Here is a 21,248-nt window from a genome sequence, read left to right as displayed (position 1 = left end):
GTTCATCTGTGGGCAATAAAAGGCCACCGTCCCGTTTGATCCCGGTCAGCCGCCCTGCTTCAGGCGGTCGAGGAGCGACTGGACCTCGGCGTGCTCGGGCGAGCCGGGCTGGAGCTGGGTCAGCAGCCGGCCCCAGAGCTGGGAGGCCTCGGCGGTGTTGGCGGCGCGGGCGGCGTCCAGGCCGACGAAGTAGAGCGCCTGCGGGTTGTCGGGCTGGATCTTCAGCACGTCGCGCAGCACCGCCACGGCGGGGGCGGGCGGGGCGTCCTGGTCGCCGCCCGAGGCGATCAGGGCGTCGGCATAGGCCGTCAGCAGGTCGACCCGGCCGGGAGCTGCCTTGACCCCGGACGCCAGGGCCTCCGTCGCCTTGTCCCGCTCGCCCAGCACCCTGTAGGCGCGGCCCAGGCGGAGCCAGCCGTCGGCATCGTTCGGGTTGTCCTTCAGGCGGCTGGCGAGCCCGTCCACCATGCTCCGGATCATGGCGTCGCGCTGTTCCGCGGTCATGTCGGCGGCGCCGGCCATCTGCTCGCGCGTCGGGCCGGGGGCGGTCCCCGGGGCGGGCGCCGCCTGGGCCTGGGAGGGCGGCAGCGGCTGGGGCATCACCGTGGCGGCATCGACCCCGAGCTGGCCGGCGGTGTCGGTGATGCGCTGGCGCACCGTAGGTAGCCAGGGCGCGTCGGCCGGGCTCTCCGCCGCCAGGGCGACCCAGCGGTCGAGCGCGCCGCGCAGATCGCCGGCCTGGGCGCGGGCGAGCGCCAAATAATAGCGGGCGCGGGCGTCCTTCGGGTCGGCCTGGAGCACGGCGTCGAAGGTGCGGACCGCCTCCTCCGGCACCACGCCCTGGTTGGCCGCGGTCATCGCCTCCGCGTAGGAGGACAGGATGCCGGTGTCCTTGCCCTGGCTGACGCCGACGGCGTTCCGGTAGGCCTCGGCGCTGTCCCCGAACCGGCCCATGCGGGTATAGGTCTGGGCGATCAGCAGCCAGCCCTGGAGGTCGCCGGGCTCGTCCCTCAGGTGCTGCTCCAGCTTGGCGATGGCCTGCATCACCTCGCCCGGCGGGCCGCCGCCCGGCGCTGTTTCACGTGAAGCGAAGGGTTGCGCCGGCAGGTCGGGATGGCCGGTCGGGATATAGACGGCCAGAGCCCCCAGCGGGATCAGCGCGCACAGCGCCAGCGCCACCCAGCGGCTGCCCCGCCCGGGCGACACGGCGCCGGACGCCGTTTCGCGCTCGCCCTCGTCCGCCACGGCCAGCATGCGGCGGCCGATCTCGGCACGGGCGGCCTGGGCCTGCCGCTCGTCGATCACGCCGCGGGAGAGGTCGCGGTCCAGTTCCGCCAGCTGGTCGCGGTAGACCTCCAGGTCGTAGGCGGCACGGCCCGCGGCCGAGTGCCGGGCGCGCAGGAGCGGGGTGAGGACCAGGGCGGTCACGGCCGCCGTCATCAGGGCGGCGACGATCCAGAACAGCATGGTATCAGGCATCCTCGCGCAGCAGCCGGTCGAGCCGCTGGCGTTCCTCGGGAGTCAGCGGAGCGGCGGTCTCGCCGCCGGCCACGGCGCGGTGGCGGCCGCGCAGGAACAGCGCCGCGCCGATCCCGCCCAGCAGCAGCACGACCGCCGGGCCGATCCACAGCACGTAGGTGCTGGCCTTGAAGGGCGGGCGCAGCAGCACGTAGTCGCCGTAGCGCGCGGTGACGTAGTCGAGCACCCCGGCGTTGTCGTCGCCCGCCGCCAGCCGCTGGCGCACCAGCACCCGCAGGTCGCGGGCGAGCGGCGCGTTGCTGTCGTCGATCGACTGGTTCTGGCAGACCAGGCAGCGCAGTTCCTTGCTGATCTCGCGCGCCCGAGCCTCCATCGCCGGGTCCTTCATCACCTCGTCGGGCTGGACCGCCAGGACGGGCGAGGAGACGCACAGGAGGAGGGCGGCGAGGCCGGCCCGCAGGTGCGCCCTCATCCCTGGAGCTCCCGGATCAGCGGCAGGATGGTGCGCTCGACCTCGTCCGGCATCACGGGACCCACGACCTTGTAGCGGATCCGGCCTTCGGCATCGATCACGTAGGTCTCCGGCACGCCGTAGACGCCCCAGTCGATCGAGACCCTGCCGTCCTGGTCGGCGCCGATCGCGGCATAGGGGTTGCCGCCCTGGTTCAGCCAGCGGACCGCGTCCTCCGGCTTGTCCTTGTAGTTGATCGCCTTCACGGTGACGCCCTGCTCGCGGGCGAGGCGCATCAGCACGGGATGCTCGACCCGGCAGGGCACGCACCAGGAGGCGAACACGTTGACCAGCTGGACCTCGCCCTTGAGGTCCGAGGTCGCCAAGCCCTTGCCGTCGTTCAGCAGCGGCGGCAGGGCGAATTCAGGCACCGGCTTGTCGATCAGGGCCGACGGCACGACCGAGGGGTCGCGGGTCAGGCCTATGGCGAAGTACCCGGCCAGGACCACGAACAGGGCCAGCGGCAGGATGTAGATAAGGCGGCGCATCTCGGGGGTTCCTGTACGGGCGGTCTATTCGGCCGGCTGGGGCACGGGCTGCCGGCTCCGCCGGCGTTCCGGCACGCCGATTCGGAAGCGCCGGTCGCTGAGCGAGACGCAGCCGCCCGCCACCATGATCACGCAGCCGATCCAGATCCAGGGGACCAGCGGGTGGTGGTACAGGCGGGTCGCGTAGCCGCCGGTGCCCTCCTGCTCCTGGCCCAGCACGACATAGAGGTCGGACACCCAGTTGGTCCGGATCGCGGCCTCGGTGGTCGACATGCGGGCGACCGGGAACCAGCGCTCCTCCGGGTGCAGCGTCGCGATCACCTCGCCGTCGCGGATCACCGTGAAGGTGGCCGATTTGGCTTGGTAGTTGGCGACCTGGGCCTGGTGGACCTCGTCGAACCGGATGTCGTAACCGGCGATCTGTGCCGTGTCGCCCGGACGCATCAGCTGGATGCGCTCCGTCATCCAGGCGGCCGACCCGGTCATGCCGGCGATCGCGACGCCCATGCCGGCATGGGCGATGGTCATGCCCCAGCTCGACCGCGGCAGCCCCTTGGCGCGGCGCCAGCTTTCCCCGAGGGGGGCGCGGAACAGCCTGATCCGGTCGGCCAGCTCGGCGATGGCGCCGAAGAAGGCCCAGGCCGCCAGCGCCACGCCGAGCAGCGCCAGCACCGGCCCGCCCTGGTAGGCGTAGAGGGCGCCCAGCACGCAGATCACGGTCAGCAATGCCGCGAACTTCAGCCGCGCCAGCGCGCCGGCCAGGTCGGCGCGCTTCCAGGCCAGCAGCGGTCCGACCGACATGGCGGCGACCAGCGGCACCATCAGCGGGATGAAGGTCGCGTTGAAGAAGGGCGGCCCGACCGACACCTTGCCGGCGCCGATCGCGTCCAGGAACAGCGGGTAGAGGGTGCCCAGGAACACGGTCGCGGTCGCGGTGGACAGCAGCAGGTTGTTCAGCACCAGCGAGCCCTCGCGGCTGACCGGGGCGAACAGCCCGCCCATCTTCATGGACGGCGCGCGGATCGCGTAGAGCAGCAGCGCCCCCGCCGTGGCGACGACCAGCAGCACCAGGATGAAGACGCCGCGGGCGGGATCGACCGCGAAGGCGTGGACCGACGTCAGCACGCCCGACCGGACCAGGAAGGTGCCGATCAGCGACAGCGCGAAGGTCAGGATCGCCAGCAGGATGGTCCAGCTCTTCAGCGCGTCGCGCTTCTCCACCACGATGGCGGAGTGCAGCAGCGCGGTGCCGGCCAGCCAGGGCATGAAGGAGGCGTTCTCGACCGGGTCCCAGAACCACCAGCCGCCCCAGCCCAGCTCGTAATAGGCCCACCACGATCCCAGCGCGATGCCGAGCGTCAGGCCGGCCCAGGCGGCCAGCGTCCAGGGCCGCACCCAGCGCGCCCAGGCGGGATCGACCCTGCCCTCGATCAGGGCGGCCACGGCGAAGGAGAAGGCCATGGAGAAGCCGACATAGCCGAAATACAGGAACGGCGGGTGGAAGGCGAGGCCGGGGTCCTGGAGCAGCGGGTTGAGGTCGGTCCCGTCGAGCGGGGCCGGATCGATCCGGATGAAGGGATTGCTGGTCGCCAGGATGAACAGCAGGAAGCCGATGCCGATCATCGCCTGGACCGACAGGACCCGCGCCTTCAGCGTCGGCGGCAGGTTGCGGCCGAACAGGGCGACGGCGGCCCCGAACAGGGCCAGGATCAGCACCCACAGGACCATCGAGCCCTCGTGGTTGCCCCAGACGCCCGACACCTTGTAGAGCATCGGCTTCATGGAGTGGCTGTTCTCGACCACGTTCAGCACGCTGAAGTCGGACACCACGTAGGCGTAGGTCAGCGCCAGGAAGCTGACCAGGATCATGGCGAACTGGCCGATCGCGGCCGGCTTCGCGACCTCCATCCAGGCGGCGTCGCCGCGCGCGGCGCCGATCAGCGGCAGGGTCGCTTGGACCAGCGCCAGGAACAGTGCCAGGACCAGGGCGTAATGGCCCAGTTCGGGGATCACGGCGTTACTCCTTGGGGGCGGGAGTCAGGGGACCGGTCGCGGACGCCGGCACGGGGGCTTCCAGCGACTTGGTCGCGTGCTGGGGGGCGCCGGCGCGGGTCAGCGCGTCGGCCACCTCGGGCGGCATGTAGTTCTCGTCGTGCTTGGCCAGCACCTCGCGCGCGACGAACACGCCGTCGGGGCGCAGGCGCCCCTCGGCGACGACGCCCTGCCCCTCGCGGAACAGGTCGGGCACGATGCCGGCATAGGTAACGGGAACGGACTTGGCGGTGTCGGTGACCCGGAACTCGATCGTCAGACCGTCGGGCAGGCGCTTGACGCTGTTCTCCTCCACCAGCCCGCCCAGGCGGAAGCTGCGCTCGCCGACCTGCTGGGCCGCGAGGTCGGACGGGCTGTAGAAGAAGACCAGGTTGTCCTCGAACGCGGTCAGCGCCAGCGCGGTCGCGGTGCCCAGGCCCAGCAGGGCGAGGCCCAGCATGTAGAGGCGGCGTTTCTTGCGGGTCATCCTTCGTGTCCTTCCGCGGCGGGCAATCCCGACGGTGCCGGGGCCGATGGGGCAGGGCCGCTGTCGCGGCGGTTCCGGTCGCGCCGCCGCGGGCGGCTCGTCTCCAGGGTCTTCAGCAGCGCTTCGTGGCGGCGGAGGCCGCGCAGGCTGACGACCAGCATGCCCACGAGAAAGACGGCCGCGACCCCGTAGGCCGGCCAGACATAGGCGGCATAGCCGCCCATCGAAAAGAACTCAGCCATGATCCTGCCAGTTGATCCCTCGCCGGGCACTCTCCAGGGCGCCCTTGACCGCCTTCATGCTTACCAGTTCTCCCACCAAGCCGTCATCTCACCAGAATGCGCCGATTGAAAGGCAATAAGCCTTGCCGGTCTATCGCCCATTTGGTCCGTGATGTCGGGACGGACACAGGGTCGCGACGCCATGACGCATGTCGGGGCGGATCTTCGCCGCCTTCCGGGATCCTCCGGCACTATGACAGCGGGGCCGGGGACAGACAAGCCGGGGGGCGGCGGCTGTGACAATCGCGCTGTGCCGGGCCTGCGGACCGTCCTCCCCGATGGACTTAACCCCGAAGGTCTAATACCCTGGAGAAAGAACCGGTCGCGACTCAACCGCACCGGGCTGTCCTTCCGAAGGGAAACCCCGGATGTCCCGATCCTTCCTGTCCCGTCTCCTGGTCCCCGCCCTCGCCCTGTGCGGCCTGCTCGCGGCGGGCGCGGCCCTCGCGGCGCCGGCCTGCACGGCGGCCCGGCCGACCCCGATGGTGCCGACGGACGGCGCCCTGTGCGCCTCGCTGGCCGAGGCGGTGCGGAAGCCGGGCGCCCTGCCGCTCGACCAGTACGAGACGAAGCTGGGGGACTATCTGCGCAATTTCTGCCACCGGGACACGGCCGCGGGGTGGGTGCGGGACAAGCGGGTGCGCGACACCGGCCCCTATACCGCCAGCCTCCAGGACGGCCAATGGGTCGGGACCTATGCCGGGACCCACGCGCCGGTGGTGATCTGGTACTCGCCCGAGATGGTGGAGTGGCTGAAGGTGAACCGCCCGTCCGACGAGGCCGCCGCCCCGGCGGACCCGGCGCCGGTTCCCGACGGCGCCATCATGGTCAAGGAGATGTTCCCGGCGCCGGCTGCGGCCTGCGACGGGGTCGATCCGCTCAATCTCCTTCCGACCAGCGGCGCCGCCATCATGGTGCGCGACGCCCAGGCGTCCCACGACGGCTGGTTCTGGGGCTGGTTCGGCTGGAGCGGCTGGGCGCCGGACTGGCCGCCCGGACCGACCAACCCGCTGGCCAACATGGGCTTCGGCCAGTACTGCCTGAACTGCCACGCCTCGGCCAAGGACGGTTACACCTTCGCCAGCCTGAAGAACATGCTGGGCCAGCCGGGCGAGCCGCTGGTCTTCCTCAGCCAGCACTTCTTCGAGGCCCCGGCGCCCGAGATCCATCACCGGCTGGTCAGCCTGCCGACCGACGACGCGGCGCGGCTGGGCCAGCCGCAATACGCCTTCGATCCCGACGTGGCCGCCGGGTTGAAGGTCGCCGGGCTGCCCAGGCCGACCTGGGAGACGGTGTCGAAGATGCCGTCCCAGACCTATGACAGCGTCTGGGTCAAGGCCGGCGGCCCCGGCGCCGCCAGCGAGTTCGTCACCTCCGACCAGTGCATGGGCTGCCACGACGCCGGCAGCACCGGCCTGCAGTTCGACATGACCCGGCCGAACCCCCACGGCGCCAAGCTGCTGAACCTGTCGCCCTATGCCACGTGGTGGACCTCGCCCATGGGGCTGGCCGGACGCGACCCGATCTTCTTCGCCCAGCTCGCCAGCGAGACCCAGACCTTCCATCCCGAGAGCGCGGACCTGGTGGAGAACACCTGCCTGGGCTGCCACGGCATCCTGGGCCAGCGCCAGTTCACGGTGGACAAGTTCGCCGAGACCGGCAAGTGCCAGGACTTCCTGCGGTCCTTCGCCAACGCGGTGCCGTTTCCCGCCGGCAACCCGGGCGCCGTGCACGCGCCGTACGGCGCGCTGGCGCGCGACGGCGTCTCCTGCACCGCCTGCCACCGCATGGCGCTGGGGGCGGAGGCGACGGCTCAGTTCAAGGACGCGCCGCAGAACGCCTGCATCGCCGAGCGGCAGGCCTTCCTGAACCCGGACAATACCGGCTTCGCCCGGACCTTCACCGGCAGCTTCCTGGTCGGCCGGCCGGACACGATCTTCGGCCCCTTCAAGGACCCCAAGGTCAAGCCGATGGAGCAGGCGCTGGGCAACCGGCCGGAATACCACGCCGCGATCACCAATTCCGAGACCTGCGGCACCTGCCACACGGTCCATCTGCCGGTGCTCGACAAGGGCAAGGTGCTGACCCACGTCTACGAGCAGACGACATATCCGGAATGGGCCTTCAGCGCCTACCGCACCGGCGAGGGCGTGGACGGCAAGCTGCCCGGCGGGCCGGGGGCCACGCCCGCGAGCTGCCAGGACTGCCACATGCCGAGCAAGGACCCGTCCGGCAAGCCGTACCGCAGCAAGATCGCGAGTATCCAGGAATATTCCAACTTCCCCCAGGCCGAGAACAACCTGGGACCCGAGGACATCGACCTGCCCGTGCGCGACGGCTTCGCCCAGCACACGCTGGTCGGGCTGAACGTCTTCTTCACCCGGATGGCCCAGCAGTTCCCCGACATCCTGGGCATCCGCACCCAGGACCCGATGCTGGTGTCCAAGGGCGTAGATCCCCTGCTCCGGACCGAGCAGGCGATGCTGGACCAAGCCTCCGGCGGCACCGCCGCCATAGCGGTGACGGGGGTGGAGACGGACGGCGGCAACCTCCGGGCGACCGTCGCGGTCACCAGCAAGACCGGCCACAAGCTGCCGTCGGGCGTCGGCTTCCGCCGCGCCTTCATCGAATTCGACGTGCTCGACGCCAACGGCAACGTGCTGTGGGCCTCGGGCCGGACCAACGGCGCCGGCGTCATCGTGGACGAGGCGGGCAAGCCGGTCGCCGGCGAGCTGTGGTGGAAGGACGACTGCTCCGGCCGGGCCAATGCCGGCAGCCTGCCGCACCAGCCGCACTACCAGGTGGTCACCCGCCAGGACCAGGCGCAGATCTACCAGGAGCTGGTGACGGCGCCGCCCACGAACCTGCCGGCGGGCCAGGCCCCCGTCTGCGGTCACGACGTGAAGCCGACCGGCGACTTCACCACCAGCTTCCTGTCGATCTGCGCCGACGTGAAGGACAACCGCATCCTGCCCCACGGCTTCCTGGGCCTCGACCAGCGGCGCGCCATCGCGAAGGCGCTGGGCGCCGGTGCCGACCTGGCCGAGGACGTGGCCCCGACGGCGGTCGGCGACGATCCCGACTACCGCGACGGCGGCGGCGACACGCTGGTCTATGCCGTGCCGCTGGCGGACCTGAAGGGAACCGCGGCGTCGGTCAAGGCGACGCTCTATTACCAGGCGACGCCGCCCTACTACCTCCAGGACCGCTTCTGCACCGCCAAGGGCGCCGACACCGACCGCGTGCTGTTCCTGGCCGGACACCTGAACCTGGACGGCACCGAGGCGCAGGACTGGAAGCTGAAGATGGTGGATAGCGGCGCGGTGCCGGTGGCTGCTGCGGCGGCGGCGCGGGTTGGGAAGTGACGGGGGGCGGCTGCGGGACGTCGCGTTCAGCCATCACGCCTTGGCTGGTATGGCAAGGCGTGGATTGTCCAGATCGGACGTGTGGTCGCGCAACGTGTTATCATCGAAACAGACACCGGCCGATCGTTTCTGGTGCGTGTTTTCGTTGATGTAGACCGGGTGCCGGCCATCGTGGCTGCGGCGTACCGCACCAGCAAGCTTGCGAAGCATGGAGGCGGCTCATGAAGATCACGTACGACCCGTCAACCGACACCCTGTCGGTCGTGCTTCGTGACGCCGTGGTGGTTGAGAGCGATGAGGACAAGCCGGGCATAACCCTCGACTACGACGGAACAGGCGCCCTCGTGGCGGTGGAAATCCTTGACGCATCGAAGAACATCGAGGACGTGTCTTCCGTGGAGTTCAAGGTCGCTGTCTAGACCAGTATCCGACCAAGTTGCCCGGCTCCGGTCCATTCAGCCTGCCGTTCCACTCGCCGCGATGCGTTGGGCCACGGCCCAACCTAAGGTTTGACGCGGAGCGGCTGTTATGTGGGTCGTCGAGTCTAGGTTGGGCCGAGGCCCAACGCATAGGGCCGGCTGTCCCGGCCGGATCAACCTGATCGGGCACTGCTCCAGTCCCGCGCCGACTTGTTCGTCGCCGATTTTTCATTACCAGCTTCAGGCGCTGGGGATCGCGGTTGCCGTAAGGCAGCGCGCTGGCGATATCGTAGAGCGGAGCCAAGCGACCGCGCCTTAAGGGTCCCATGACGCGGCCTGCCGAAAAGGCGACATATCCACGATCCACTGGCGGCTGACACCGGCCGGACCGGCAAGTTCTCCCTGGTCCAGCCTTAGGCTCCAGGGCCACTCCCGGATGACCAATCCGAAATCGTTGGCGGTGCGAATGAGCATCGACGGTTTCCGGCGGATGTCAGCGAACGGTGTCATGGTAGGCATGTCGCCGATCGTCGACAGGTCAGTTCCAGGTACCGTGTCTTTCAGGGAATGTTTGAAAAGTTAGTCAGACTGACGTACATTCCTTGCCTGGAGGTGTTCATGGCCAAGGCAGGGAAACAGGAAGGACGCTTGCGGGCGGAGCGGCTGGGGTTCCGTGTGGACGAATCGACCAAGGCACTGATCGAACGGGCGGCCAGCCTCCAGAGGCGCAAGGTAACCGACTTTTGCATGACCGCGCTTACCGAAGCCGCCCATCGTACGATCGTGGAACATGAGACGCTGCAATTGTCCGAACGGGATCGTGCCGTGTTCTTCGACGCGCTTGTCAATCCGCCTGAACCGAACGAGCGCCTGATACGCGCCTTCGCCGAGCACAAACGTCGTCTTGGGCCGTGAATGACGGACCGGCTTTCCAGCGACCTGCGCATCGGATTGCTGGAGTCGCAACATGACCGGGCCGGCTTTACCTGCGGCGTCGAAAGCCTCGACCTTTACCTGAAGAACCACGCAAGCCAGGATCTGCGGCGAAAGGCCAACGGCGTCTTCATTCTCTCCGGGGCCACCGGACCATCACGGATCTTGGGATTCTACACGCTCTGCGCCACCGCGATTCCCCAAGGAGCGGTCCCGGACGAGGCGCGCAAACACGTTCCCCGCTATCCGCTTGTGAGTGCGACGCTGATCGGTCGCTTGGCCGTTGCCAAGGAACGCCAAGGGCAGGGTCTGGGCGCCGTCCTGCTCGCCGACGCTCTCCGACGGGCCTATGGCAGCGCCGGAACCGTCGGCTCTTCGATGGTGGTGGTCGATGCCCTCGACGACAACGCGGCCCGTTTCTACGCCAGCCATGGCTTCATCCGGCTGCCGGACTCGCCGCGGCTCGTGCTGCCGATGCGCTCGATAGGAGGGCTTCTCGAAATGTAGAACCTGCTCGGGGGAGATGATCAAGCCCGGAACGCAAAAAGGCGCCCCGAAAGGGACGCTCGCGAAATCCGAACCATCGTTTGAAACTGGAGCGGGCGAAGGGATTCGAACCCTCGACCCCAACCTTGGCAAGGTTGTGCTCTACCCCTGAGCTACGCCCGCATCGGCGGCCGGTCCGGGTGATGACCAGCGGTGAGCGCGGATAATACGGAAGTCCGACCCCTTTGCAAGGGCCTTTTTTCGAATCCTCCTCGCCGGTTTGCGCCACCGCCGGAAGCGGCTATAACAGCGGCGCCCCATTCCGCCGGACCATCAAGGTTTCCGCCATGCCCGATCGTGCCGACACCGACGCCGACAACGTCCCCGACACCGGCTCCAATACCGACATGCTGCCCACCTCGCCGGAACAGCTCATCGCGTACCTGGATGGCCTGGGCATCGAGACCACCACCCACTCCCATCCGCCGGTCTTCACGGTGGAGGAGGCGCAGGCGTTGCGCGGGACGCTGCCGGGCGGCCATTGCAAGAACCTGTTCCTGAAGGACAAGAAGGGCCGCCTGTGGCTGGTCGTCGCGCTGGAGGACAGCGCGGTGGACCTGAAGACCTTGGACAAGCGGATCGGCTCTGCCCGCCTGTCGTTCGGCAACGGCGACCTGCTGCGGGAGGTGCTGGGCGTCCGGCCCGGCTCGGTGACGCCCTTCGCCGTGATCAACGACACCGGGCACCGGGTCACCGTGGTGCTGGAAAAAGCCATGATGGCGCACGACCTGCTGAACTACCATCCGCTCGACAACGGCCGGACGACGGCGATCCGCTCGGCCGACCTGCTGAAGTTCCTGTCCTCCACCGGCCACGAGGCCGTGGTCGCCGACCTTGCTGGATAATCCGGCAAGGCTCATCTAAACACGCAGCCATCCGATATACGGATTCCGGACCAGCCAGCTTTCCAGCAACAGGAAGCCTCCATGCAGACCATGTTCAATATGCCCGGCGCGCCGGGTGGCGGGCCCAAGCCGGCCGCCGACCTGATCAAGGACACCAGCGACCGCGCCTTCATGGCCGACGTCATCGAGGCCTCGCGCACGGTGCCCGTGATCGTCGATTTCTGGGCGCCGTGGTGCGGCCCCTGCAAGCAGCTCGGCCCCCTGCTGGAAAAGACCGTCAAGGCCGCCAAGGGCGCCGTGAAGATGGTCAAGATCAACATCGACGAGAACCCGCAGGTCGCGGGCCAGCTCCGCATCCAGTCGATCCCGGCGGTCTACGCCTTCTTCCAGGGCCGGCCGGTGGATGGTTTCGTCGGCGCCCAGCAGGAATCGCAAATCAAGCAGTTCGTCGACCGGCTGGCCAAGCTGTCCGGCGGGGCCGACGACGGCGGGCTCCAGGAAGCGCTCGACGCCGCCGCGGAAGCGCTGGAGGCGGGGGACGCCGCCACCGCCAGCGAGATCTACAGCCAGATCCTGGGGGTCGAGCCGACCAACGCCGCCGCCTACGCCGGGCTGGTGCGCTGCCTCATGACGGCCCAGGATTTCGCCCGCGCCCGCGAGATGCTGGACGGCGCGCCGCCCGAGCTGGCCAAGGCGCCCGAACTGGCCGCCGTCCGCAGCGCCCTGGACCTGGCAGAGCAGAGCGCCGCCGCCGGCCCCGTCCCGGAGCTGATGGACCGGGTCGCCCGCGATCCCGACGACCACCAGACCCGCTTCGACCTCGCCATGGCGCTTTACGCCGGCAACAAGCGCGACGCCGCGGTGGAGGAGCTGTTGGAGATCGTGCGCCGTGACCGGGAATGGAACGATCAGCAGGCGCGCAAGCAGCTCGTGAAATTTTTCGAGGCTTTCGGGCCGACTGACAAGCTGACCGTCATGGCAAGACGGAAGTTGTCATCTATCTTATTTTCATGAGCCCAAACCCGTTCGACCCATCCTTCGACCAACTGCCGGAAATCATTTCGATTTTCCCGCTCACCGGGGTGCTGCTCCTGCCCCGGGGCAAGTTGCCGCTGAACATCTTCGAGCCTCGCTACCTGGCGATGACCGACGATGCGCTGTCCGGCAACCGGATGATCGGCATTATCCAGCCGTCGGATCCCCTGAGCCGCGCCAGCGCGCCGCCGGTCTATCCGATCGGCTGCGCCGGCCGGATCACCAGCTTCAGCGAGACCGACGACGGCCGCTACCTGATCACGCTGACCGGCGTCTGCCGGTTCGAGGTCGTGCGCGAGCTGCCGATCGTGCGCGGCTACCGCCGCGTCACGGCCTCGTGGGAGCGATTCGCCGACGACCTGGCGGAGCCGGGTCCCGCCCTGTTCGACAGGGCGCGGCTGGTCGAGGGGTTGCGTACATATTTCAAGATCCAGGGCATCTCGGCCAACTGGGACGCGATCGAGGCGACGCCGGACGAGCGTCTGGTGACGTCGCTCGCCATGATCTGTCCGTTCGAGCCGTCGGAGAAGCAGGCCCTCCTGGAATGCGGTACGCTGTCCGAACGGGCCAGCATGATGATCGCCATCATCGAAATGGCTGTCCTGGACAAGCGGGACGGCGATACCATGGCGCGGCACTGACCCCGGCCGCCGGCAGGCGCGTATCGGGTGCCGGGCGCGCCGAGGGGACGAGATCGAAGGGATGAGGACGTGAGCGATACCAAACCGGGTTCGGCGGCCAAGGTCGACCCCAAGCTTCTGGAAATCCTGGTCTGCCCGCTGACCAAGGGACCGCTCCGCTACGACGCGGCGGCGCAGGAACTGATCAGCGACCGGGCGGGGCTGGCCTATCCGATCCGCGACGGCATTCCCATCATGCTGGTGGACGAGGCGCGGACGCTGGACGCCGACACCGCGCACCCCACCCATTCCCAGCCGGCCGGGGGCCATTCCTCCAAGACGGCGAGCCACTGATGACGCCCGCTTCAGGCAGCGGTGCGGACGAGTCCTTCGCCACCGACCCGTTCGGCACGCGGCACTGGCCTGTGGAAGTGCGGCTGAAGAAGGCGGAAAAGCGGCTGGAGATCGAGTTCGACGACGGCCGCCGCTTCTCGCTGCCGGCCGAACTGCTGCGGGTCGAAAGCCCGTCGGCGGAGGTCCAGGGCCACGGCCCGAACCAGAAGCAGATCGTCTCCGGCCGCCGGCATGTCGGCATCATGGGGCTGGAGCCGGTCGGCAACTACGCGATCCGCATCCAGTTCGACGACATGCACGACAGCGGCATCTTCTCCTGGAAGTACCTGTACGAGCTGGGGGAACACCAGGAAGAGCTCTGGTCCACCTATCTCCGGGAACTGGAGACGCGCGGCCTCAAGCGCGACCCGCGGTGACGTCCGCTTCCCGCTCGCGCAGGAAATAGATCAGGTCGAGCGCGGGAGGGGGCACGGCGGTCTGCGACAGCAGGCCGTGGGCTTGGCCGCGATGATGGGTCTGGTGATTGAACAGGTGGGACAGCACCCAGGCCACCGGCGTGCGGTGTTCGGTTCCCACCATCGTCCGGTAGACCAGGTCGCGGCCGAACTCGCCGGCACCGTAGCCGTCCACCAGGGCCGTGATCCGCGTGTCCTCGGTGGTGCGGGCGGCGGTCAGGTCGGCCAGGTCCTCGTACAGGATCTGGTCCAGGGCGGCGATGCCGGACGGCACGCCTTCGAGACGGCCGAGCCAGGCCCGGTCGGCCACCAGCACATGGTTGAGCGTACCCAGGATGGAGCCGAAGAAGACCTGCCGGGGCTTGCGGAACTCGGCGTCGGGAAGCGCCGCGCAGGCGTCATAGAGGTGCCTGTTGGCCCAGGCGTTGTAGCGGGCGAGGGTGCGGAAATATTCTGGCGTCATGGCGGTCCCGGAATCGAAAAAAGCCGCGCCCAGTATACCCGATACTGGAAGGCGCGGCTCGATCCGATCGGCCATGCGGCGCTACGCGATGTCAGGCGCGCCAGAAGGGCTTCGAGGCTTCCGTCTGGGCTTCCAGGTCGGTCAAACCGATGTCGCGCAGCATGTGGGCATCCAGGTCCATCAATTCACGACGGCTGACGATGCGGTACTTCCAAGTCTTCAGGGTGTCGGTCAACCGCTGCATAAGGTCAGCGGAAGAGTCGGCCGAACGTCGACCGGCGTAACCGGACGTGCGAACTGCCAGTGCCATGATGTGAGTCCTCAATAGAAAAGGCCGGCTTCGATGCGCCGGCCGCCGTTGCTTGTGAACGGTAATATGGTGGCATGCTGCACCTGCGAGAAGTGCGGCTTCCACATGGTTGGCATGAGGCCATGCCATGGCTGGTTAATCGGCTGTCAACCAAGTTATGGTTAACGGTCTGATCAGCGCAGGATAGGGATCAGACGCTCCATGGCCTGGGAGAGGCATTCCGGCGAGCTGGCGAAGCAGAGCCGCAGGTAGCCCTCGCCGCCGTCGCCGAAGGCGGCTCCCGGGGCGAGGCCGACCAGGGCCTCGTCCACGATGCGCTTAGCCAGCTCAAGGCTGTCGCCGGCCCCTTCGACCGAGAAGAAGGCGTAGAAGGCCGCGTCGGGCCGCTGGACCCGTACGCGCGGCAGGGTCTCCAGCGCGGAGCAGACGATGTCGCGGCCGGTCCGGCACCGCTCGACCATCTCCTCCAGGAACGGCTCGCCCTGTTCGAGGGCGGCCAGCCCCGCCTTCTGGACGAAGCCGGCCACGCCCGAGGTGTTGAACTGGATCATCTTCTCGTAGATCGGACCCATCGCCGCCGGGGCGACGACCCAGCCGAGCCGCCAGCCCGTCATCGCCCAGTTCTTGGAGAAGCTGTTGATCACCAGCAGCTTGTCCTCCGGCTCCGAGACGTCGAGGAACGAGGGGGCGCGGCCGCTGCCGTCCAGGCCTCCGTCGTACACCAGGCGGGAATAGACCTCGTCGGCCATGACCCACAGGCCGCGCTCGCGGGCGAACTCCATGATCCGCCGCTGGTCCTCCGTACCGATGGTCCAGCCGGTCGGGTTGCAGGGCGAGTTGACGAAGATCATCCGGGTGCGCGGGCCGCAGGCATCGAACAGCCGGTCCAGGTCCAGCGTCCATTTCCCGTTCTCCAGCGCCAGCGGCACCTGCCGCACCACGCCGCCCATGATCCTGATGCTGGCGAACACGTTGGGCCACACGGGGGAGACCACGACGACCTCGTCGCCCGCATCGATCAGGCTCTGCATCGACAGGGCGATGGCAGACATGCCGGAGCCGGTCACCGTGATCCGGTCGGTGGCGACATCGGCGCCGTAGGTCCGGCGGTGATAGGCCGACAGGGCATCCCGCAGTTCGGGCAGGCCGCGCTGCCAGGTGTAGAAGACATGGCCGTCGCGCATCGCCTGGTACGCCGCGTCCATGACGAAGCCCGGCGTCGGCACGTCGCCTTCGCCGAACCACAGCGGGATCAGGCCGTCGCGGCCCCGGCCGTAGTTGGCGACGACGCCGATGAGGCTGTTGGGCAGGGCCGTGATCGCGGGACGGATGTCGGGACCGGTGGTCATGGGGCGGGCAACCCTGGTGGGATGAGGGGGAGTGCGCCGAAATCGGTTGACGCTGAAACCGTCATACCGTGGAGTTTCCCGTTTGTATAGCGGGCCACGGCATGAATTCCTCTCATGCCGCTATGAGAAAGCCTAGGTTGAAGCGGGGGCGGGCATGCGCGAGGCTCCGGCCCATGATCCGGAAACCGGCCAGGGGAGGAAACCAGCGATGACCGATGCCATCCACGAGGGCGGATGCCTGTGCGGCGCCGTCCGTTACCGGACGACCGGCGCCCCCAACGACACCAACATCTGCTACTGCACCCAGTGCCAGAAGCAGACCGGCGCGCCGATGCCGGCCTTCGCCAGCTTCCCGCTCGACCGGTTCGAGATGATCCGGGGGGAGGTCGGCGCGTATCGGGCGTCCGACTTCGCGACGCGCGAGTTCTGCCCCCGCTGCGGCTCGGCCCTGTTCTGGCGGCGAGATGGCGGCGATTACGTCTCGATCTCCCTGGGCGGGTTCGACGACCCGTCCGACTTCCCACCGCCGAAATACGAGATCTGGACCGCCCACCGGATCAAGTGGCTGGACACCATCCCCGGCGCCGACAGCTATCCCGGCGACAATTGATTTCCATTGCTTGGCCACAGATGCACGCAGATGGACGCAGATGAGTTTTCGCGGCCCGTCATGCCGGCGGAATGCCGAAGCCCATCTGCGTTCATCTGCGTGCATCTGTGGCCCGGAAATTTCAGAGCCCACGTCCGGCGCCGGCCATCAGGCGGAGGCGGCGCACCCGCTCCTCCGTGGCGGGGTGGGTGCGGAACAGGCCGTCGACCGACCGCGCATGCAGCGGATTGATGATGAACATATGGGCGGTCGCGGGATTGTTCTCGGCCTGGACATTGTCGATCCGGGCCGCGCTGTCCTGGATGCTGACCAGGGCGTTCGCCAGCCATAGCGGCCGGCCGCAGATCTCCGCGCCGATCCGGTCGGCCTCGTATTCGCGGGTCCGGCTGATCGCGGTCTGAACGATCATCGCGGCTACCGGGGCCAGGAAGACCATCAGCAGGGTGCCGACCATCCCCAGCGGGTTGTTGCGGTTGTTGCCGCCGAAGAAGAACGCGAAGTTGGCCAGCATCGACACCGCGCCCGCGATGGTCGCGGTCACGGTCATGATCAGGGTGTCGCGGTTCTTCACATGGGCCAGTTCGTGGGCCATGACGCCGGCGACCTCCTCGTGGTTCAGCCGGCGCAGCAGGCCGCTGGTCGCGGCGACCGCGGCGTTCTCCGGGTTGCGGCCGGTCGCGAAGGCGTTGGGCTGGTCGTTCTCGATGATGTAGACCTTGGGCATCGGCAGGCCGGCGCGCTGGGAGAGCTGCTGGACGAGGCCGTGGAATTGCGGGGCGGAGCGGGCGTCCACCTCCCGCGCGCCGTACATCCTCAGCACCATCTTGTCCGAATTCCAATAGGCGAACAGGTTGGTGCCGACCGCGAACAGCAGCGCCATCAGCATGCCGCCCTGGCCGCCGATCAGATAGCCGATGGCCAGGAACAGGGCGGTCATGCCGGCCAGCAGGATCGCGGTGCGGAAATAGCTCGTCATGATGGTCACCTCTGCGCGGACCCGGCCCACCGGGAGGGCCGGGCCGAGCCTCCGATATGTGCGGCCTGTCCCGGGGGGTTCAAGCCTTGGCGTCCCGGACGGGCGGGGCCATATCCATCCCATGAGCGAGATCGACACGAAAGCCGGCAAGCCGGCAGATCCCGCGGCGGCCGCCCAGCCCGCCGCCGCGGCCCAGCCCGTTCCCGAAAACGATGCCGCGTCGCCGGAACCCGGCACGCCCGTCCAGAAGCCGGGCGAGATCGGCGGTCCGCGCGGACCGGAGCCGACCCGGTACGGCGACTGGGAGAGCAAGGGGCGATGCACGGATTTCTGAGGCGGCGAGCACCAAGTTTAGGGTAGGAGTCCGAGCATACCCCGGAATTCATATGACATACGGTCGTAGGTAGGAAATATGACCTAATAAACTTGAGCAATTCCTAGCGTTCGAGTATCCTTCCGATAGGCGGGCGATTTCCGTCCGCCGCTCCCCTGGATCCGCTCCCGTGCGCCGGTACCTCCTCATCACCGCCCTTCTCTTCTCCGTCCTCGCGATCCCGGCCTCTTCTCAGGCCGCGGAACGGCTGTCGGGGCCGGTCCCCGGCCTCGTGACCCAGGTGATCGACGGCGACACGCTGGAGGTCCGCGTGCTGGTCTGGCTGGACCAGGAAGTGGTCACCCGCGTCCGGATCGACGGCATCGACACGCCGGAGAAGCGCGGCAAGTGCCAGCGCGAGAAGGACATGGCCGAGCAGGCCCGGCAGCTGACCGAGACGCTGCTGGCCGAGCCCGGCGTCACGCTCCACGACATCCAGCACGACAAGTACGGCGGACGGGTTCGCGCCCGCGTGCTCACCCGGTCCGGTCGCGACGTCGGCGAGCATCTGATCGCCGCCGGCCTAGCCCGTCCCTATGGCGGCAAGGCCCGCCAGACCTGGTGTTCGGTCGCACAATTGCCCTGACCCGCGTCCGGGCGGACACGGAACTTCCGAGGAAATGGTTCGTTTGTCGAAACGTGCGGCATCGATCGGCCGCCGTCTCGACAGCGAGGAGAACACCATGAGCACGCCCTGTTTCCGTGCCGCCGCGGCCGGGCTGACCTGTGCCATGATCGCGTTCGGGGCGACCGGCGCCATGGCCCAGGACGCTCCCCGGGCGGAAACCCAGCAGGATCCGGTAACCGCCCCGGCGCCGCCGGAGAGCGGTTTCGACGTGATCGTCATCGGCGTCATGAAAGGATCTTCGCCGGACGACTTCAGCCGCAAGGTGGTGGAAGCCTTGCCGACCACGCTGATGGACCCGCAGACCAATTTCACGTCCGGCGTCGGTTTCGACCGCTCCAAGGATTATCGCCTGGTCATCGCGTTCCACGGCGAGGAGATGATGGAGGCGCCGGCGCTCTGCACCCGGACCAACGACGTGGAGGCGGAACCCCCGCCGGAGCAGAGCGACCTGATGGCGGCCACGCGGATCACCGCGGCTTTCTGCGACGGCGGCGAGCCGCTCAACACCGCCACCGACCGGATGGTGGGCAGCGTGTCGCCGGGGCAGGCGGGTTTCCGGTTCCTGGTCAGCGACATCGCCAAGCAGCTTTTCCCCGACGGGTTCGGCACCCTGCCCGGCACCATCAGCGCCCAGCCGCCGGGGACCATGGTCCGCCCGATCGACTAGCCGGCCTTCCCGATCGGACCTCCCCGTTCAGGCGCCGCCCGGCGGCTTCGGCGGATAGGCGTGCCGGTTGCCCCGGTAATCCTCGACCAGGTAGCCGGCTTCGGCGTCCCCCTCCAGGTAGTCCGGCCCGATCGGCGCCTTGCCGTGGCCGCCCGGGATGTCGAGCACGTAGGTCGGTTGGCACAGGCCGGATACCCGCCCGCGCAGGCTCCGGACCAAGTCGCGGCCCCGGGCCGGATCGGTCCGGAAATGTCCCGTCCCCGGCGCCAGATCCCCGTGATGGAGGTAGTAGGGCTTGACCCGGGCGCGCACCAGCGCGCGGAACAGCGCCTCCAGGACGGTGGCATCGTCGTTGACGCCGCGCAGCAGGACGGTCTGGCTGACCAGCGGGATGCCGGCGTCGGCGATCCTGGCCAGCGCCGACCTGGCCTCCGCCGTCAGCTCGTCCGGATGGTTGCAGTGGACTGCCAGCCAGACCGCCGTGTCCGACGCCTTCAGCGCGGCCACCAGGGCGTCGTCGATCCGGCCCGGGTCGGCCACCGGCACGCGGCTGTGCAGCCTCACCACCCCGACATGGGGCATGGCGTCCAGTGCTGCGACGATGCCGGCCAGCCGGCGCGGCGCCAGCATCAGCGGGTCGCCGCCGGTCAGGATCACCTCCCAGACCTCCTCGCGGGCGCGGATATAGTCGAGTGCCGCCGCCAGTTCGGCCGGGTCGAGCGCGTCGCCGCCGGGGCCGACCATCTCCCGCCGGAAGCAGAATCGGCAATAGACCGGGCAGGCGTGCAGCGCCTTCAGCAACACCCGGTCGGGATAGCGGTGGACGATGCCCTTGACCGGGGAATGGGCCCCGTCGCCGATCGGGTCGGCCAGCTCCTCCGGGCGGATCTCCAGCTCCTGCTCCGAGGGCAGGTACTGGCGGGCAAGCGGGCCGGCGGGGTCGGCGCCGTCGAGCCGGTCCAGCAGGTGCGGCGTGACGGCGATGGCGTAGCGTTCCGCCACCCGCCCGAGGGCGGCGGCCCGCTCCGGCGCAAGGGCGCCGGCGGCGACGAGGCCGTCCAGGCTGCGCGCCGTCGCGGTACTTTTCATGATCGGGGACTCGTGCTGTAACTCGGTCTATACCGGATTTGGGTTATACCGGCCGGTCCGGACTATAGGTCGGCGCCGCCCGGCATGCCACCCGCTCGCTCAACAGATCAGGGATCCACCCGTCATCATGCTGTCGTTTCCAAAGACCATCGGCCATCGCGGCGCCAGGGCCTATGCGCCGGAGAACACGCTGGCCGGCATCCGGGTCGCGGCCGGGCAGGGCGCCCGCTGGGTCGAGGTGGACGTCAAGCTGTCGCGCGACGGCGTGCCGGTCCTGATGCACGACGACGACGTGGACCGCACCACGGACGGCCGCGGCGCCGTGGCGGGCCTGGACTTCGCGGACCTGCGGGATCTGGACGCCGGCGTGCGCTTCGCGCCGGAGTTCGCCGGCGAGCGCATCCCGACGCTGGAGGAGACGCTGGCGCTGGTCCTGGAACTGGACCTGGGCATCAACCTGGAGATCAAGCCGTGCCCCGGGCGCGAGGTCGAGACCGCCAGGGTCGCGCTCGACGCGGCGCGGGCGCTGTGGCCGGCCGACCGGCCGGCGCCGCTGGTCTCCAGCTTCGAGGTGCCGAGCCTGGAGACGGCACGCGACCATATGCCCGACTGGCCGCGCGGCTACCTGATCGACCGACGCCCGCGCGACTGGCGGAACGTCGCAGACCGGGTGGAATCCTCGACCATCAACGTCAACGCGTCGCGCGAGAATGCCCGAAGCATCGCGGAATACCTGGCGACCGGGCGGCCCGTGCTGGCCTATACCGTGAACGATCCGGCGCGGGCGAAGGAGCTGGTGGCGCTCGGGGTCGCCGCCGTCTTCACCGACCGGCCCCGTGACATTCTGGCGGTACTGGGCGGCTGAGCGGACGGATTCGCGATAATTATTCGACTGCCACTCTTCTGCGTCGCAAATTTTTCATATATGGAGCAG

General features: G+C 68.7%; 26 protein-coding genes and 1 tRNA gene. 14 read left to right on the top strand and 13 right to left on the bottom strand.

Annotation, left to right across the window (positions count from 1 at the left end; genetic code table 11):
• Positions 1-45 precede the first annotated feature (45 nt).
• Genes ccmI through ccmD form a run of 6 tightly spaced genes read right to left on the bottom strand, consistent with a single transcriptional unit; the run spans position 46 to position 5,238 of the window.
• Positions 46-1,467, bottom strand: a complete 1,422-nt coding sequence (gene ccmI, locus JL101_RS26760) for a c-type cytochrome biogenesis protein CcmI (protein WP_203098222.1) — start codon at positions 1,465-1,467, stop codon at positions 46-48.
• Between the two features lie 4 nt (positions 1,468-1,471).
• Entirely contained in the window at positions 1,472-1,951 is a 480-nt protein-coding gene (locus JL101_RS26755) for a cytochrome c-type biogenesis protein (RefSeq protein WP_203098223.1), read from the bottom strand.
• Entirely contained in the window at positions 1,948-2,478 is a 531-nt protein-coding gene (locus JL101_RS26750; protein ID WP_203098224.1) for a DsbE family thiol:disulfide interchange protein, read from the bottom strand. Before JL101_RS26750 ends, JL101_RS26755 begins: the two co-directional genes overlap by 4 nt.
• Positions 2,479-2,502: 24 nt before the next feature.
• A complete protein-coding gene (locus JL101_RS26745) occupies positions 2,503-4,491 on the bottom strand; it encodes a heme lyase CcmF/NrfE family subunit (protein WP_203098225.1) in 1,989 nt (662 codons plus the stop codon).
• 4 nt (positions 4,492-4,495) lie between these two features.
• On the bottom strand, positions 4,496-4,996 hold the full coding sequence (ccmE, locus tag JL101_RS26740; protein WP_203098226.1) for a cytochrome c maturation protein CcmE: 501 nt from the start codon (positions 4,994-4,996) through the stop codon (positions 4,496-4,498).
• A complete protein-coding gene (gene ccmD / locus JL101_RS26735; protein WP_203098227.1) occupies positions 4,993-5,238 on the bottom strand; it encodes a heme exporter protein CcmD in 246 nt (81 codons plus the stop codon). The genes ccmE and ccmD overlap by 4 nt, the downstream gene beginning before the upstream one ends.
• Positions 5,239-5,645: 407 nt before the next feature.
• Here ccmD and JL101_RS26730 point away from each other — a divergent pair, with 407 nt between their 5' ends.
• Positions 5,646-8,642, top strand: coding sequence for a hypothetical protein (locus JL101_RS26730; protein WP_203098228.1), 2,997 nt, complete (start codon positions 5,646-5,648; stop codon positions 8,640-8,642).
• Positions 8,643-8,675: 33 nt separating this feature from the next.
• Here the strand turns inward: JL101_RS26730 and JL101_RS26725 are convergent, their stop codons facing one another.
• Positions 8,676-8,852, bottom strand: coding sequence for a hypothetical protein (locus JL101_RS26725; protein WP_203098229.1), 177 nt, complete (start codon positions 8,850-8,852; stop codon positions 8,676-8,678).
• An 11-nt stretch (positions 8,853-8,863) separates the two neighbouring features.
• Between JL101_RS26725 and JL101_RS26720 the strand changes: the two genes are divergently transcribed.
• From JL101_RS26720 to JL101_RS26710, 3 genes are all read left to right on the top strand, one after another.
• On the top strand, positions 8,864-9,061 hold the full coding sequence (locus JL101_RS26720) for a DUF2283 domain-containing protein (RefSeq protein WP_203098230.1): 198 nt from the start codon (positions 8,864-8,866) through the stop codon (positions 9,059-9,061).
• A 618-nt stretch (positions 9,062-9,679) separates the two neighbouring features.
• Entirely contained in the window at positions 9,680-9,976 is a 297-nt protein-coding gene (locus JL101_RS26715; protein ID WP_203098231.1) for a type II toxin-antitoxin system TacA family antitoxin, read from the top strand.
• A complete protein-coding gene (locus JL101_RS26710) occupies positions 9,977-10,501 on the top strand; it encodes a GNAT family N-acetyltransferase (protein WP_203098232.1) in 525 nt (174 codons plus the stop codon).
• An 87-nt stretch (positions 10,502-10,588) separates the two neighbouring features.
• On the opposite strand, the gene JL101_RS26705 is transcribed toward JL101_RS26710, so the two are convergent.
• A tRNA-Gly gene (locus JL101_RS26705) sits at positions 10,589-10,663 on the bottom strand.
• A 224-nt stretch (positions 10,664-10,887) separates the two neighbouring features.
• Here JL101_RS26705 and JL101_RS26700 point away from each other — a divergent pair.
• The 5 genes from JL101_RS26700 to JL101_RS26680 all read left to right on the top strand — a co-directional run bounded on the left by JL101_RS26700 (position 10,888) and on the right by JL101_RS26680 (position 13,810).
• Positions 10,888-11,385 (top strand): prolyl-tRNA synthetase associated domain-containing protein, encoded by a 498-nt coding sequence (locus tag JL101_RS26700; protein WP_203098296.1) that lies wholly within the window; start codon positions 10,888-10,890, stop codon positions 11,383-11,385.
• A gap of 81 nt (positions 11,386-11,466) precedes the next feature.
• Positions 11,467-12,399, top strand: a complete 933-nt coding sequence (gene trxA, locus JL101_RS26695) for a thioredoxin (protein ID WP_323374699.1) — start codon at positions 11,467-11,469, stop codon at positions 12,397-12,399.
• Positions 12,396-13,061: an LON peptidase substrate-binding domain-containing protein gene (locus tag JL101_RS26690; protein WP_203098233.1), complete on the top strand. Its 666-nt coding sequence runs from the start codon at positions 12,396-12,398 to the stop codon at positions 13,059-13,061. The genes trxA and JL101_RS26690 overlap by 4 nt, the downstream gene beginning before the upstream one ends.
• Before the next feature lie 69 nt (positions 13,062-13,130).
• Positions 13,131-13,394 (top strand): Trm112 family protein, encoded by a 264-nt coding sequence (locus JL101_RS26685; RefSeq protein WP_228435179.1) that lies wholly within the window; start codon positions 13,131-13,133, stop codon positions 13,392-13,394.
• A complete protein-coding gene (locus tag JL101_RS26680; RefSeq protein WP_203098234.1) occupies positions 13,394-13,810 on the top strand; it encodes a gamma-butyrobetaine hydroxylase-like domain-containing protein in 417 nt (138 codons plus the stop codon). Before JL101_RS26685 ends, JL101_RS26680 begins: the two co-directional genes overlap by 1 nt.
• Here JL101_RS26680 and JL101_RS26675 read toward each other — a convergent pair.
• From JL101_RS26675 to JL101_RS26665, 3 genes are all read right to left on the bottom strand, one after another.
• Positions 13,791-14,312: a DinB family protein gene (locus tag JL101_RS26675; protein WP_203098235.1), complete on the bottom strand. Its 522-nt coding sequence runs from the start codon at positions 14,310-14,312 to the stop codon at positions 13,791-13,793. The two genes, JL101_RS26680 and JL101_RS26675, sit on opposite strands and share 20 nt — an antisense overlap.
• A gap of 91 nt (positions 14,313-14,403) precedes the next feature.
• Positions 14,404-14,622: a DUF1127 domain-containing protein gene (locus tag JL101_RS26670; RefSeq protein ID WP_228435178.1), complete on the bottom strand. Its 219-nt coding sequence runs from the start codon at positions 14,620-14,622 to the stop codon at positions 14,404-14,406.
• 173 nt (positions 14,623-14,795) lie between these two features.
• Complete coding sequence (locus JL101_RS26665) at positions 14,796-15,971, bottom strand: pyridoxal phosphate-dependent aminotransferase (RefSeq protein ID WP_203098236.1); 1,176 nt, start codon at positions 15,969-15,971, stop codon at positions 14,796-14,798.
• A 208-nt stretch (positions 15,972-16,179) separates the two neighbouring features.
• Here JL101_RS26665 and JL101_RS26660 point away from each other — a divergent pair, with 208 nt between their 5' ends.
• Positions 16,180-16,581, top strand: coding sequence for a GFA family protein (locus tag JL101_RS26660; RefSeq protein WP_203098237.1), 402 nt, complete (start codon positions 16,180-16,182; stop codon positions 16,579-16,581).
• A gap of 121 nt (positions 16,582-16,702) precedes the next feature.
• Here JL101_RS26660 and htpX read toward each other — a convergent pair whose 3' ends face one another.
• Positions 16,703-17,557, bottom strand: coding sequence for a zinc metalloprotease HtpX (gene htpX, locus JL101_RS26655; protein WP_201075507.1), 855 nt, complete (start codon positions 17,555-17,557; stop codon positions 16,703-16,705).
• 121 nt (positions 17,558-17,678) lie between these two features.
• Here htpX and JL101_RS26650 point away from each other — a divergent pair, with 121 nt between their 5' ends.
• The 3 genes from JL101_RS26650 to JL101_RS26640 all read left to right on the top strand — a co-directional run bounded on the left by JL101_RS26650 (position 17,679) and on the right by JL101_RS26640 (position 19,225).
• A complete protein-coding gene (locus JL101_RS26650; protein WP_203098238.1) occupies positions 17,679-17,891 on the top strand; it encodes a DUF1674 domain-containing protein in 213 nt (70 codons plus the stop codon).
• Between the two features lie 169 nt (positions 17,892-18,060).
• Positions 18,061-18,516: a thermonuclease family protein gene (locus JL101_RS26645; protein ID WP_228435177.1), complete on the top strand. Its 456-nt coding sequence runs from the start codon at positions 18,061-18,063 to the stop codon at positions 18,514-18,516.
• Between the two features lie 43 nt (positions 18,517-18,559).
• The gene (locus JL101_RS26640) at positions 18,560-19,225 is read left to right on the top strand and encodes a hypothetical protein (RefSeq protein ID WP_203098239.1); all 666 of its coding nucleotides are present in this window, start codon (positions 18,560-18,562) and stop codon (positions 19,223-19,225) included.
• 27 nt (positions 19,226-19,252) lie between these two features.
• Here the strand turns inward: JL101_RS26640 and JL101_RS26635 are convergent, their stop codons facing one another.
• Positions 19,253-20,314, bottom strand: coding sequence for a lysine-2,3-aminomutase-like protein (locus JL101_RS26635; RefSeq protein ID WP_203098240.1), 1,062 nt, complete (start codon positions 20,312-20,314; stop codon positions 19,253-19,255).
• 127 nt (positions 20,315-20,441) lie between these two features.
• Between JL101_RS26635 and ugpQ the strand changes: the two genes are divergently transcribed.
• Entirely contained in the window at positions 20,442-21,179 is a 738-nt protein-coding gene (ugpQ, locus tag JL101_RS26630; RefSeq protein ID WP_203098241.1) for a glycerophosphodiester phosphodiesterase, read from the top strand.
• Positions 21,180-21,248 lie beyond the last annotated feature (69 nt).

It is taken from the genome of Skermanella rosea (genome assembly GCF_016806835.2).
GTDB classification, from domain to species: Bacteria; Pseudomonadota; Alphaproteobacteria; order Azospirillales; family Azospirillaceae; genus Skermanella; species Skermanella rosea.
Note: the sequence above shows the minus strand (reverse complement) of the source record. Positions and strands in the feature narration are given on the sequence as shown.

Excerpts from the sequence above, each read along its gene's own strand:
- trxA (WP_323374699.1), top strand. The coding sequence starts at position 11,467 with ATGCAGACCATGTTCAATATGCCCGGCGCGCCGGGTGGCGGGCCCAAG.
- JL101_RS26680 (WP_203098234.1), top strand. The coding sequence starts at position 13,394 with ATGACGCCCGCTTCAGGCAGCGGTGCGGACGAGTCCTTCGCCACCGAC.
- JL101_RS26670 (WP_228435178.1), bottom strand. The coding sequence starts at position 14,622 with ATGGCACTGGCAGTTCGCACGTCCGGTTACGCCGGTCGACGTTCGGCC.
- JL101_RS26700 (WP_203098296.1), top strand. The coding sequence starts at position 10,888 with ATGCTGCCCACCTCGCCGGAACAGCTCATCGCGTACCTGGATGGCCTG.
- ccmI (WP_203098222.1), bottom strand. The coding sequence starts at position 1,467 with ATGCTGTTCTGGATCGTCGCCGCCCTGATGACGGCGGCCGTGACCGCC.
- ccmE (WP_203098226.1), bottom strand. The coding sequence starts at position 4,996 with ATGACCCGCAAGAAACGCCGCCTCTACATGCTGGGCCTCGCCCTGCTG.
- ccmD (WP_203098227.1), bottom strand. The coding sequence starts at position 5,238 with ATGGCTGAGTTCTTTTCGATGGGCGGCTATGCCGCCTATGTCTGGCCG.
- JL101_RS26690 (WP_203098233.1), top strand. The coding sequence starts at position 12,396 with ATGAGCCCAAACCCGTTCGACCCATCCTTCGACCAACTGCCGGAAATC.
- JL101_RS26730 (WP_203098228.1), top strand. The coding sequence starts at position 5,646 with ATGTCCCGATCCTTCCTGTCCCGTCTCCTGGTCCCCGCCCTCGCCCTG.
- JL101_RS26650 (WP_203098238.1), top strand. The coding sequence starts at position 17,679 with ATGAGCGAGATCGACACGAAAGCCGGCAAGCCGGCAGATCCCGCGGCG.
- JL101_RS26725 (WP_203098229.1), bottom strand. The coding sequence starts at position 8,852 with ATGCTTCGCAAGCTTGCTGGTGCGGTACGCCGCAGCCACGATGGCCGG.
- JL101_RS26660 (WP_203098237.1), top strand. The coding sequence starts at position 16,180 with ATGACCGATGCCATCCACGAGGGCGGATGCCTGTGCGGCGCCGTCCGT.
- ugpQ (WP_203098241.1), top strand. The coding sequence starts at position 20,442 with ATGCTGTCGTTTCCAAAGACCATCGGCCATCGCGGCGCCAGGGCCTAT.
- JL101_RS26755 (WP_203098223.1), bottom strand. The coding sequence starts at position 1,951 with ATGAGGGCGCACCTGCGGGCCGGCCTCGCCGCCCTCCTCCTGTGCGTC.
- JL101_RS26665 (WP_203098236.1), bottom strand. The coding sequence starts at position 15,971 with ATGACCACCGGTCCCGACATCCGTCCCGCGATCACGGCCCTGCCCAAC.
- JL101_RS26750 (WP_203098224.1), bottom strand. The coding sequence starts at position 2,478 with ATGCGCCGCCTTATCTACATCCTGCCGCTGGCCCTGTTCGTGGTCCTG.
- JL101_RS26710 (WP_203098232.1), top strand. The coding sequence starts at position 9,977 with ATGACGGACCGGCTTTCCAGCGACCTGCGCATCGGATTGCTGGAGTCG.
- JL101_RS26635 (WP_203098240.1), bottom strand. The coding sequence starts at position 20,314 with ATGAAAAGTACCGCGACGGCGCGCAGCCTGGACGGCCTCGTCGCCGCC.
- JL101_RS26715 (WP_203098231.1), top strand. The coding sequence starts at position 9,680 with ATGGCCAAGGCAGGGAAACAGGAAGGACGCTTGCGGGCGGAGCGGCTG.
- htpX (WP_201075507.1), bottom strand. The coding sequence starts at position 17,557 with ATGACGAGCTATTTCCGCACCGCGATCCTGCTGGCCGGCATGACCGCC.
- JL101_RS26675 (WP_203098235.1), bottom strand. The coding sequence starts at position 14,312 with ATGACGCCAGAATATTTCCGCACCCTCGCCCGCTACAACGCCTGGGCC.
- JL101_RS26720 (WP_203098230.1), top strand. The coding sequence starts at position 8,864 with ATGAAGATCACGTACGACCCGTCAACCGACACCCTGTCGGTCGTGCTT.